The sequence below is a fragment of the Candidatus Nitrosomarinus catalina genome (genome assembly GCF_002156965.1).
Classification (GTDB): domain Archaea; phylum Thermoproteota; class Nitrososphaeria; order Nitrososphaerales; family Nitrosopumilaceae; genus Nitrosopumilus; species Nitrosopumilus catalinensis.
This window is the reverse complement of record NZ_CP021324.1, coordinates 166,752-179,049: the sequence shown is the minus strand read 5'-3', so window position 1 is coordinate 179,049 and position 12,298 is coordinate 166,752. Positions and strand designations below refer to the sequence as shown.

The window sequence follows — 12,298 nt, the reverse complement described above, 5'->3', positions numbered from 1 at the left end:
AATAGGATGTTTAAATTTGATGAAGCAATTCTTTAGCTTTATCAAGTGAAATTGAATTAGCTTGAACCATTTTTTCAACAATAGGATCAATTTGTTCAGGAGTAGCACCTGCTGCTGCTGCTAGATTTCGTGCATGTAGCCTCATGTGACCCTTTTGAATTCCTTCTGTAGAAAGAGCTCTAATTGCACTATAATTTTGTGCCAATCCTGTTGCAGTCATTACACATGCAAGTTCTTGAGCAGATTCCACGTTGAGAATTTTTGCACAAATTTTAGCTACTGGATGGACGTTAGCAATTCCGCCAACAATACCAACAGAAAGTGGGATTTCTAAAATGCCAACCAAATTACCATCATCGTCTTTACTCCATTTACTTAGTGAACGATATTTTCCTGAAATTGCAGCATATGCATTTGCAGCAGCTTCAATTGCTCTACTATCTTGACCAACAGCATTTGCTACTGAAATAATTCCATTCATAATTCCTTTATTATGAGTAACTGCACGATAGACATCATTATCTGCAAATTCATATGCTAAAATGATATTATCTACAACAGCCTCACCACCTACAGATTCTTTTTCAAAAATAGCTTTTGCTTTTACCATACGTCTAGTTGAATAATTTGATAAAATTCTAAGTAATGCTTTTCCTCCTGTAATTTTTTCTATAAGAGGTGAAACTGCTTCACACATTGTATTTGTAACATTTGCACCCATGGCATCCCCAACATCAATTAACAATTCTACAATTAACATACTACCAGATGGCGTATCAATTTCTTTACACATGATTTCTTTTGCACCCTTATTCATTTTTGACAAAGTATTACTCTTTGAATTTGCTAATTTTAAAATTTCATTAGTTTGTTCATTAATTTTTTTGATTGCAATATTTGCATCAGTATTCAAAATTTGGATTTGGCCAATACTATACGATTCATCTGCAGTCACTTCAAATCCTCCTTTAATTCGTGCAATTTTAGCACCTTTTGATGCAGCTGCAATTACAGAGGGTTCCTCAATAACCATGGGAACCACGTAATCTTTGTTATTAATTTTAAAATTTGTTGCAACACCCAAAGGCAATGAAAAAGTTCCAATTGCATTTTCTATCATTTTATCAGCTTTATCAAAAGAAATTCCACCATTCATGTTTTCCAAGGTAATTAATTCATCTTCAGATAGATTTGCAAAATTTCCAATTATTTTTAATCTATCTTTTCGAGATTTTTCAAAAAATTTGGAAATAGATGAATCAGGCATTTTATTTCAATATCCTCAATAATCTATCATCCAATCTATCTGGAAAACCTTTTCCATCAGTATTTGAAGTAATTACATAGATACTACCGTCTGGACCTTCAACTACATCACGAATTCTTCCATTTCCGCTAAGAATTGATTTTTGAGAGCTTAATCCTTCTTCAAAATCAACTTGGTAAAGATTAGAAGCTCGCATCGAAGCCAAGATAAATTTGGATTCAAAATTTATTTTGTCTCCAGAATAAAATAAAATTCCTCCAGGCTCTATGCTAGGATCATAACATAAGATTGCATTTTCAAAATCATCACTTCCAGAACATTGTTGTTCAGGCCAGCCATAATTTTTTCCAGATTTTATTAGATTTATTTCATCATTTTTTTCAGGTCCAAATTCTGCAACATACAAATTATTTTGATCATCCCAAGTCATTCCCTGTGTATGTCTATGTCCTAATGAATAAACTGGTGAATTTGTAAATGGATTATCACTTGGAATTGTACCATCATCATTCAATCTTAAGATTTTTCCTGCTAAGGAATTGATATCTTGGGGCAAATGTGAATCATCTGAAACAGTACCTGTTCCAACATATAATTTTCCATCAGGTCCAAATTTTAGAAAACCACCATTATAGAATGAGGAACCAGGAATTTTATCAATTATTATTTCAACATCTTTTAACTTGTTATTTTCTTCAGTAATTCTCAAAACTTTATTCCACAAATTTCCATTTTCTTCATATGTCAAAAAGACATATAGAAAATTATTATTAGAAAAATTTGGATGTACTGCGATTCCCAATAGACCTCCATCAAATACATTAGGTGTGCGAAATGTAGCTAAAGGTGATTCCAATAATTGATCGTTTTCAATTACTCTAATCGTACCACCTTTTTCAGTTACAAAAATTCTATTATCGTAAACAGCTATTGCACGAGGCTTATCAAGATTTTCAGCTAAAATCATTACAGAGTCATTTTCCGAATATGAATTTGGTTTTGGTAATGGAATTGATGTTTCATTATCTGAAGAAGTTAAAACAAATATTGAAAATAAAATAGCACCGCTAATTGCAGCGATTTGAATTTTTTTATTCATAAAAAATTATCTTTTAAAATCCTATTAATTACTTTCAAAGATTGGATAAAGCGTATATACCGTTGAACTTTATTTAGGTTCAGCGGGGTGGGGAAGCCAGGTCATCCCGGCGGGCTCATAACCCGCAGTTCAGTAGTTCAAATCTACTCCCCGCTACTTATTTTTCATAAACACAAAACCAAGATTGAGAATTATCAAAGGCAATAGTTTTGTTAATTTTTCCAGTTCTCTGTGAAGGTCGTGTTAAGTGTCTATGAGCAGAAATTTTAGGAATATACAATTGTTTTTTGATTTTTCTAGGAATTTCTATGGTTGTTTTTTTCAAATTTTTAGCACCACATTTTATACATTGAAATCCTTGATTACGGCCTTTTGATTTCATTTTTTTATCACATTTTTTACAAATTGGATTAGTTTTTGATAGATTTTTTTCGAGAGAGATGATTTTGATAAATTCAAGATTAATTATTCGTGGAAAATTTTTTGATGCTTTTCTAACTCCTCCACCAACTGAAATTTTATCACCAATTATCAGATTAGAAGCAATTGTAGAAATTCCTGTTTCCTTATACACAGCACACCAAAATTCATGATTTTTAGAAGTGACTGTAAAAAAGACATGTCCACCTTTTGCGATTTTTGGTGTATTGGAAACAATTCCAATTAATGTCCCAGATGCATAAGGCTTCATAGTTTTAGAATTTAATTCATTTTTTAAATGATCACCAGTGCCTTGATTAGATTTGAAAATCATGTATCCATCTAATTTTTCATTACTTTGTAGAATTTTAGTTGCAGTAACCAACGAATTTACGTTCTCACCTCTTACTCCATAAAAAACAGGATCAGGTCCATGAGGCATAATTAAAACTCGGCTTTTTTTTGTATCAAAACTATTGAATGTATATGGAAAAGTATTCTCTTGCATTTTTTTTACACTATCTGCAGAAATTATTCTTTCTTTCCCAAACTTTCTTTTTTTTCTATAACTTAATAATTCTAAAGTATGATCAGAAAAATCATAACCAATTGCACTAATTGCACCAATTAATCCCTGACCATTACCTTCATAGTAAAAATCAAGATTATTTTTTTTGACAAATTTTTTAGCATTATTTCGATTAATTAATTGCCATAAAGCTAAATTACTAAATTTTGTAAATTCAGAAGGAATTGAATCACTTTCAAAAAATACCAAACCAGGATTAGCACCATTTTTGGTATCAGAATATTTTGAAACTAAATTTTTAATCTGTTTTTTTATTTTTGAAGGCTGATTGGTCTTAATTTTTAAAGAAACAGCTCCATTTCCACGAGTTTTCCATGGAATATTAGGATTAAATCTAATTAATTTTGGAAAATCAAGAAATTCTGTTTTTTGTTTTTGTAGTAAATCAACAATTTTGTAGGCTAGAAAAGTAGTACACATTCCAGTAGGAGAATCAGTATCATCAAATCCAATATTTAAAACAGATTCGGTATCCACAACTTATCTAATTAATTCATACATTTTTAGTTGTTGAAAATTACAGTTGGTTTAAATTAATAACATAATATTCGAAGCTAAATTGATTATAATTGATGAAGCAAGAATTTTCAAAGAAATAGAAGAAAAACAACCGGCTTCAGTTTCATTAAACGGTCCAGATGGAATGTTACCACAAGTACAAGATATGGCTATGAAAATAACAGAAAAATATGAAATTCCAGCATATGTTCTAGCAGATACCACATGGGGAACTTGTGATTTGAATACTACAGGATCAAAAATATTAGGAGCAGATATCCAATTCAATATAGGACATACGATTAATACAGAATCATTAGAAAAAAATTTAGTTTTAATTGATGCATTTGACGATGTGGGATTTGAAGGCGTTGCAGAAAAATGTACAAAATTGTTAAAAGGAAAATTAATTTCGCTTGTCACAGATAGTCAACATCTACATCAAATGGATAAAGTTGAAAAAATTCTAACAAAAAATGGAATTAATGTTAAAATTGGAAAAGGTAAAGGACAGTTAAACGATGGTCAGGTATTTGGTTGTGAATTCTATCCAGCAACAGAATTAAAAAAAGAAGTAGATGCCTATGTATTTTTAGGTCAAAGTAATTTTCATGCAGCAGGTATTGCATTATCAACAAATTTACCAACTTTTGTATTAGATCCATATTTTAATGAAGTAAGAGAGGTAACTGATTTTGCACGTTCTCTAAAAAAGAAAGCAACACTTGCAATTTTCAAAGCGGCTGAAGCAAAATCTTTTGGAATAATAATTGGATTAAAAGAAGGACAATTATCAAAAGTATTTGGATTAAAATTTAAAAAAGAATTAGAAAAGGAAGGTAAAAGGGTTCAGTTATTTGCATTGACTGATATTACAAATGAACGATTGAATAACCTTAGAGGAATAGATGCATTTATTCAAGTTGCATGCCCCAGAATTTCCACAGATAATCAATTTGACAAACCAGTATTGTCAACACCGCAAGCAAATGCACTTTTGAAAGTTTTACGAAAAGAAAGTATTGATGAATATCTAGAAATCCCACATTGGCTATAATTAAGAAATTAAATTTTGAAATTTAGGGTTTTCAGATAAATTTGCAAATGATTTTGATTTTTTAGCTTTAATTTTAAATTGGACACCCTGAAAAATAGCACGCTCAAGTAAATTTAATGCGTTATCAAAGTTAGACAACATAGAAAGACTAGACGCTTTATCAAAAAGAACATCCCCATTATTTGGATAATCCTCTAAAATTTTATCACAGCAAGAAATTGATTCATGAAATTTTTTTAAAGAAAATAAAATTCTCTCTTTATGATATAAAACAATATTATACTTGGGATTATTTTCTAAGATTTCATCACAACAAGATAATGCTTCAATTAAATTTCCTTGTTTTCGAAGTGATGAGATAATGTTAGTAAGTACGGATAAATCATTTGGGGATATTTCTAACGCAATTTTATAACATTTCATAGCATTAGTGAAATCTTTGAGTTTACTTAATGCATATCCTTTATTATTTAATGAACTAACATTTTTTGGATCTTCATCTAGTATTTTATCATAATATGTAATTGCCTGTTGGAATTTTTTTTGTAAAAATAATCGATTACCTTCATCTAATAATGAATTTATTTTAGGATCTGTCATAATTAATCTAAATTAGGTTTTATCAAAATTTTTCCAAAGAGTCCTTTACCCTTTAGCATTTTATTATGAGCCTCAACGGCATTTTCCAAAGAGTAAACTGAATCAATAATAGATTTGATTTTACCCTTTGACATCCAATAAAAGCACTCTTCTAATTCAGATCTAGTACCTTGAGTTGAACCTAAAATATTAATTCCTTTGAAGAAAATATGTCTTAAATCAGTTTTAGCGTTGTATCCAGTTGTAGCACCTGTTGTGACAATAGTTCCACCGTAATTTAACAAAGTCAATTCCTTATTCCAGTGAGAACCACCAATATGTTCAAAAATTACATCTATACTTGGAACACCACCATAGGGTTTTGGAATTTTTTTAGCAATTGATCTTACTTCCTTATGCCAATCATCTTTTCTATGATCAACTGCATAGTCTGCTCCAAGTTCTAGACATTTTTCTAATTTGTCTGGACTAGCGGTTGCAATAACTGTACAACCAAATAATTTTGCAATTTGAATTCCAAAACTTCCAACACCAGAACTTCCACCCATAATTAGAACTAATTGTCCTGGTTGAATCTTTGCTCTTCCAACTAACATATGCCATGAAGTTAGTAATGTCATTGATGCAGCTGCTGCGTCATCATATGAAACTCCTTCAGGAATTTTCAATACGTTAACTTCAGGTAAATGTGTATATTCACAATATCCACCCCATAGAGGACCAGTTTCAAAACCCCAAATTGTTCTTTTTTTACAATCAAATTCTCGTCCATCTGTACATGCCTTACAAACTCTGCATGACATATTGCCATGAGAAACAACTCTGTCTCCAACTTTGATATTTTTTACATCATTTCCTACAGCTGTAACAATACCTGCTGCGTCAGTTCCAGAAATGTGAGGTAATGGTATTGCCAAAGGCTTACCCCTCATTCCCCAAATATCATCATAATTACATGCAGCAGAAATTACTTTGAAAATTACTTCATTAGAACGTGGTTCAGGAATAGGAAGATTTTTGATTTTTAGAATTTTAGAAAAATCATCATCAGTTGTATATTCATCATATACTAATGCCCTCATGATTACTCTCTAATTTTTCCAGATATATGATTTATCAAGATCTTTTGTACCAAAAACAATTATAATCATAGGAAGAAAAATTAGATTATGTCAGATAATTCAGTTTTTCCCGGTGATAAAATAGCATCAATTGAAGAATACGAGGCTGGAAATAACACGTTTGATGATGGAGATATGGTAAGAGCAGCCGCAGTAGGGGAGAAAAATATGGATAAAGAAACACGAGTAGTTGACATCAATCATCCAAAATTATTATCAGTTCCAAAAGTTGGAGATGTAATTATCGGCACAGTTGCAGCTGTAATGTCGTCAATGATTGCAGTCACAATTGATTACATTAATGGAAATCCAACTACTTCAAAAGTAGAATGTATTTGTGGTACACGAAATATGAGAATAAGAAATGTAGCACTTGTTAATGATATTGCATCATTGAAGATTGTTGCTCATCTAAATGGAACAATTCATGCAGTAATGAATGAACCAGATTTAGGAATTATGTTTACAAAATGTAGAAAATGTGTAGGAAAAGTTGTTTCCAAGTCTTCAGATGCAATAAAATGTACAGATTGCGGATGGATTGATGAAAGAAAACTTTCTTCAAATTTTGGAAAAAGCAATTTCGTAAAATTGAGAGAGTAAAAAAATGACTAGTGTATCGTTCCAAGGTGAACGAGGCGCATATAGTGAAGCCGCAGCAAAATCTTTTTTTGATCATGATATTGAAACAATTCCATTACCAACATTTTCAGAAATTTTGCAAAACACCTCTAAGGATATTTCAGAATTTTCAATTTTACCTGTTGAGAATTCTTTGGAAGGAAGTGTTGGAGAAAGTTATGATTTGTTAAATTCAACAGATCTAAATGTTACTGGGGAAACATATCATAGAATAGAACACTGTTTAATCGGATTAGGTAATTTAGAAGAAGTTGATACAGTGTATTCACATCCACAAGCGTTAGGTCAATGCAGAGAATTTATTGAAAAATTTAAAATGAAAACAATTCCTACTTACGATACTGCAGGCAGTGTAAAAATTATCAAAGAATTGAAAGAAAGAAATTGTGCATGTATAGCAAGTAAAGAAGCTGCAGAAATTTCTAACATATCAATAATTCAAGAAAATATTGCCAATAATCTGAATAACTATACAAGATTTCTAATATTATCAAAAACAGAGACTCAAGAAACAGAAAATGACAAGACTTCAATAATTTTTTCCATAAAGCATGAGCCTGGTTCACTATTTAGAATAATTGAAAATTTTAACAAAAATAATGTTAATTTGACAAAAATAGAATCAAGACCAACTAAAACCAATTCATGGGAATATAATTTCTATGTAGATTTTGAAGGACATCAAAAAAATAGTAAGATTTTAGAAATGCTGGATGAAATTAAAAAAGAAACACTTTTCATGAAAATTTTAGGTTCTTATCCTTCTGCAAAAATAAACTAGAAACCTTTTGGTTTTCTTAATGTAAAACCTAAACTAAATCCAAGAATTATTACTCCAGATGTAATAACCATAAAGTCAAATGTGATTCCAAATGGATTAGGTGTTTGATTAGTATTTGCGATAATTTCTAATTCACTTGCACCCGTATTTTGAACTACAATTATGGTTTGACCTTCTGTAACGTGAGTCCAATCCAAAACTAATTCTTTTTTGTAAGATGTATTTGGAATAGTTAATCCTTCACCAGGACTAGTAAGTTTAACATCAAAATCATCACCGACTATTTTCATATACTGTGGTGCATCTTTAGGTGCAGGAATAGAAAAAGAAGCATTATCTCCAGAACCAATTACAAAATTTTCATTCATAGAAACTGTCGAAGCGCCTAAAGTATCAACTAAAGAATAACCTCCCAACCCAATAATTAAACCACCTACAATCATACCAATGAGGGTTCTTGTTGCAAGCATAATAAAATGACCTTATGTACTGCTTAAAAAATTATCTACATTAAAGAAACATCATGAGGCTGACTTTCTGCAAATCCAGCTCTTGACATTTTGATAAATTCTGCATTTGTTTGCATTTGAGGAATTGTATGTGCACCACAATAACTTAAACCTGAGCGAACTCCACCAGTTAATTGTTTTAAAATATCTACAACAGTTCCTTTGTATGGAACCATAGCTTCAACTCCTTCTGCAACATAATCATTTAGATCGTCATCAAATGATGTTGAGCCTGTTTCTTTAGATTTTCTTCCAATTGATGCTGCTAAAGATGCCATTCCACGATATACTTTGAAACGCTTACCATTCTTTGTTAGGACGGTTCCTGGAGATTCGTCAGTTCCACCTAACATACTTCCAACCATAACAGTTGAAGCACCAGCTGCTAATGCTTTTGTAGCATCACCAGAAGTTCTAGTACCTCCATCAGAAATAATTGGAATTCCATAATCACGTCCTATTTTTGCACAATCCATTACAGCAGTCAATTGTGGAACTCCTGAACCAGTAATTACTCTTGTAATGCAAATTGAGCCTGAGCCAACCCCAACTTTTACTGCATCAACACCTGCTTTCATTAAATCTTCAGCTCCTTGAGCAGTTGCAATATTTCCTGCAATTAATTCACAATCAGGAAATGCTTTTTTGATATGTTTTACAGTACTAATTGCATTTTCACTATGACCATGAGCAATATCAACAACCAAAGTATCAGCTCCTGCTTCTAAAAGAGATTCACTTCTTTCTAAAAAGTCACCTTTTACTCCAACTGCAGCTCCAACCAAAGGTCGACCTTTACTATCTTTTGATGCATTTGGATAATCAGCATTATTTGTAATGTCTTTACTGGTAATCAAACCTTTCACCAATCCTGAATCGTCAATAAGAGGTAATTTCTCAATTCTATGTTTGTGTAAAAGTTCTTTTGCATCATCAATTGATACACCAGCTTTTGCGGTGATTACGTCTTTAGTCATTACATCTTGAATAAGGTTTTTAGAATTTGCAAATAGTAAATCCCTTTCAGTTACAATACCAATTAATTTTGAGTTATCATCAACAACTAATAATCCAGAAATATCTTGATTTTCAGCATAATCTAATGCATCTTCAATTGTTTTATCTCCAGTTATTGAATAAGGATTCTCGATAATGACACTTCCAGATCGTTTAACTTTAAGAACTTCATCAGCTTGTTCTTCAATTGTTAAAAACCTGTGAATAATTCCAATTCCACCTGCACGAGCAATAGCGACTGCCATAGATGATTCAGTTACAGTATCCATATTTGCACTAACAAATGGTATGTTTAGAGAGATATTTCGAGATAGTTGAGTGGTTAGATTAGTTTGAGTTCTACTAGTAATATCTGAATATTTGGGTACAAGAAGAACGTCGTCAAATGTTAATCCTTCTTTAAATTCCAATGAAACCTTGTTTCAAAAGTTAAAAATTGATTATAAGCCTTTGCGTTATTTTGATAATTTTGTAGCTATTGTAATAGCATCTCGAGTAGCCTTTACGTTATGAGTACGTATGATATTGGCTCCATTTAAAACACATATTGCTTCTGCAGTAATAGATCCAAATAATCGATCAGAAGGATTTTCTTTTTCTAAAAGATTACCAATTAGAGATTTATTTGAAACTGAAATTAAAATAGGGTATTTCATTTTAAAGGAATTAAGATTTTTGATAATAGAAAGATCCCTTTCCACCCAGTCTGTTTTAATTTTTGTAAAAAATTTACCTTTTCCTGTTTTTCTAAAAAAGCCAATTGCTGGATCTAGTACAATTTTTTTATCTGGTATATGACAATCTTTTGCAATTTTTAAACTACTTTTAAAAAGTTTTTTTGTAGAATTAATTGAATTTCCCAATATTATTTTTGAATCATATGCACATAAAATTAACGAAGGTTGAAATTTAGAAATTACATCTTTCATATTTTTGTCGTATTTTAATCCTGAAATATCATTAATTATTTCGACATCATTTTCTAAAGCAATTTTAGCTACACTAGATCTACAAGTATCGACAGATATTGGAAGATTGGTAGTATTTTGTATGATTTTAATTGCATCAAGAACTCTTTTAGATTCTACTTTTTCAGAAATCATGGTTGACAAATAAGGTGCTGTGGACATTCCACCTACATCAATAAAATCTGCACCGTCATTTTCCATTTGGATAACAACATTTTTGATTTTTGAGCGAGTAGTATTAATGGATTTTTTATAAAATGATTCAGGACTAGTGTTCAAAATTCCCATTATTCTAACAGGGTTTTGTCCTCCAACAGAAATATTTGCAATTTTTGCCATATAGTTTATCAAAACCTCATACAATTTGAGTTATATGATGATTTTAGGTTGGAAAACAAGATATCTATCAATTTTAAAAGAATTGAAATATTCTGAAAAAAAAGATAAGGAATCAACCATAATACTTGACTCTATTTTAAAAAAAACAAAGAATATAGAAAAAGTTGAAAAATTAATTCAAGGAAATACAGTATTTGTTATAGGTTCTGGACCATCATTATCATTTGCAATCCCTGAATTAAAGAAATTTAAAAAATCTATAAAAATTGCAGCTGATAGTTCTTTAAAACCATTAATAGACAATGGGATAATTCCAGACATCATTGTAACAGATTTAGATGGAGATGAAAATGCTATCAAAAAAATTTCAAAGAAAAAATCAATTTTTGTAGTTCATGCACATGGAGACAATATTGAAAAATTACAAATGGTAAAAAAAATTAAAAATTGTATTGGGACAACTCAAACAGAACCATTTAATAAAATTCAAAATTTCGGAGGATTTACAGATGGAGACAGAGGTGTTTTTTTAGCAAGTTATTTTGATGCAAAAAAAATTATTCTTTTTGGAATGGATTTTGGAACGCGAATAGGTAAATTTTCTAATACAAAAAAATCTGACAGAAAAATAAAATTAAAGAAATTGAAAATAGCCAAAGATCTTTTAATTTGGTTATCATCGATCACAAAATCAGAGTTATTTACTACATCGATGCCAATTAAAGGATTTAAAAAAATACCATACAAAGACTTGGATATCATAATTACCTAGAATGCATTTATACCCATTACTGATTAATTAGATTATGAAATTTTCTGAAGAACAAGTAAAAGAAATAGTTGCTCTAAGAGAAGATCTAATGAGACAAGTGGATAAACATCAGGAAGGAATAGAGATGTTAGAGAAAAATATTGTAGTATTAGATGGATTTCTAAAAGATTCTAGTTTTGTTAAGGCATCTAAATTAGATACAAAAGTTGAGCCTAAAGAAGAGATCAAAATACCAAATCCAGTAGAAAAATCAAAACCAGTAGAAAATTCAATTCCAATTAAAAGAGGAAATGATGGAAAAATCATTGCCAATGCATATGTGACACCAGAACAAGTTTCAATTATTTTAGATGAACAAATTTTGATTAATGCAGATACACCACCTTTCAAATCATTCTTTTTAGATAGAATAATTGGAGAGATGAAGAAAAAAGATTTTGTGGAAGCAGAAAATGGAAAAATCCAAAAAGAATCAATTATTGATTACATTATTAATAAAAATGGGACTGATATAAGAGAAATAATAATTAAAAATTATAGAGAAAAACAAAGAGTAACAGAATTAATCAATACAGCAGGATGGTCATTAACTAGGATGTTGGAAAATATTAGTAAGTGA

13 protein-coding genes and 1 tRNA gene are annotated in these 12,298 nt (G+C 30.5%); 6 read left to right on the top strand and 8 right to left on the bottom strand.

Annotated features, from left to right (window positions below; translation table 11 throughout):
- Positions 1-10 precede the first annotated feature (10 nt).
- On the bottom strand, positions 11-1,267 hold the full coding sequence (locus NMSP_RS00975) for a hydroxymethylglutaryl-CoA reductase, degradative (RefSeq protein ID WP_086907052.1): 1,257 nt from the start codon (positions 1,265-1,267) through the stop codon (positions 11-13).
- Position 1,268: 1 nt separating this feature from the next.
- On the bottom strand, positions 1,269-2,366 hold the full coding sequence (locus NMSP_RS00970; RefSeq protein WP_086907051.1) for a PQQ-dependent sugar dehydrogenase: 1,098 nt from the start codon (positions 2,364-2,366) through the stop codon (positions 1,269-1,271).
- An 81-nt stretch (positions 2,367-2,447) separates the two neighbouring features.
- On the opposite strand from NMSP_RS00970, the gene NMSP_RS00965 reads away from it, so the two are divergent.
- A tRNA-Met gene (locus NMSP_RS00965) sits at positions 2,448-2,522 on the top strand.
- Position 2,523: 1 nt separating this feature from the next.
- Here NMSP_RS00965 and NMSP_RS00960 read toward each other — a convergent pair.
- Positions 2,524-3,852 (bottom strand): tRNA(Ile)(2)-agmatinylcytidine synthase, encoded by a 1,329-nt coding sequence (locus NMSP_RS00960; protein ID WP_192866189.1) that lies wholly within the window; start codon positions 3,850-3,852, stop codon positions 2,524-2,526.
- An 82-nt stretch (positions 3,853-3,934) separates the two neighbouring features.
- Between NMSP_RS00960 and dph2 the strand changes: the two genes are divergently transcribed.
- Complete coding sequence (gene dph2, locus NMSP_RS00955) at positions 3,935-4,930, top strand: diphthamide biosynthesis enzyme Dph2 (RefSeq protein WP_086907050.1); 996 nt, start codon at positions 3,935-3,937, stop codon at positions 4,928-4,930.
- On the opposite strand, the gene NMSP_RS00950 is transcribed toward dph2, so the two are convergent.
- A complete protein-coding gene (locus NMSP_RS00950; RefSeq protein WP_086907049.1) occupies positions 4,931-5,530 on the bottom strand; it encodes a tetratricopeptide repeat protein in 600 nt (199 codons plus the stop codon).
- 2 nt (positions 5,531-5,532) lie between these two features.
- Positions 5,533-6,612, bottom strand: coding sequence for a zinc-binding dehydrogenase (locus tag NMSP_RS00945; RefSeq protein ID WP_086907048.1), 1,080 nt, complete (start codon positions 6,610-6,612; stop codon positions 5,533-5,535).
- 87 nt (positions 6,613-6,699) lie between these two features.
- On the opposite strand from NMSP_RS00945, the gene NMSP_RS00940 reads away from it, so the two are divergent.
- Both NMSP_RS00940 and pheA read left to right on the top strand, forming a co-directional pair.
- On the top strand, positions 6,700-7,254 hold the full coding sequence (locus tag NMSP_RS00940) for an exosome complex RNA-binding protein Csl4 (RefSeq protein ID WP_086907047.1): 555 nt from the start codon (positions 6,700-6,702) through the stop codon (positions 7,252-7,254).
- Between the two features lie 4 nt (positions 7,255-7,258).
- Positions 7,259-8,074, top strand: coding sequence for a prephenate dehydratase (gene pheA, locus NMSP_RS00935; protein ID WP_086907046.1), 816 nt, complete (start codon positions 7,259-7,261; stop codon positions 8,072-8,074).
- On the opposite strand, the gene NMSP_RS00930 is transcribed toward pheA, so the two are convergent.
- Genes NMSP_RS00930 through folP form a run of 3 tightly spaced genes read right to left on the bottom strand, consistent with a single transcriptional unit; the run spans position 8,071 to position 10,907 of the window.
- Complete coding sequence (locus tag NMSP_RS00930) at positions 8,071-8,544, bottom strand: hypothetical protein (protein ID WP_086907045.1); 474 nt, start codon at positions 8,542-8,544, stop codon at positions 8,071-8,073. The genes pheA and NMSP_RS00930 overlap by 4 nt on opposite strands.
- 35 nt (positions 8,545-8,579) lie before the next feature.
- Positions 8,580-10,010 carry an IMP dehydrogenase gene (guaB, locus tag NMSP_RS00925; protein ID WP_086907044.1) on the bottom strand — a complete coding sequence of 477 codons (1,431 nt, stop codon included), beginning with the start codon at positions 10,008-10,010 and terminating at the stop codon, positions 8,580-8,582.
- 45 nt (positions 10,011-10,055) lie between these two features.
- Positions 10,056-10,907, bottom strand: coding sequence for a dihydropteroate synthase (gene folP, locus NMSP_RS00920; protein WP_086907043.1), 852 nt, complete (start codon positions 10,905-10,907; stop codon positions 10,056-10,058).
- 34 nt (positions 10,908-10,941) lie between these two features.
- Between folP and NMSP_RS00915 the strand changes: the two genes are divergently transcribed.
- The gene (locus NMSP_RS00915; protein WP_086907042.1) at positions 10,942-11,679 is read left to right on the top strand and encodes a 6-hydroxymethylpterin diphosphokinase MptE-like protein; all 738 of its coding nucleotides are present in this window, start codon (positions 10,942-10,944) and stop codon (positions 11,677-11,679) included.
- 34 nt (positions 11,680-11,713) lie between these two features.
- The gene (locus tag NMSP_RS00910) at positions 11,714-12,298 is read left to right on the top strand and encodes a hypothetical protein (RefSeq protein WP_086907041.1); all 585 of its coding nucleotides are present in this window, start codon (positions 11,714-11,716) and stop codon (positions 12,296-12,298) included.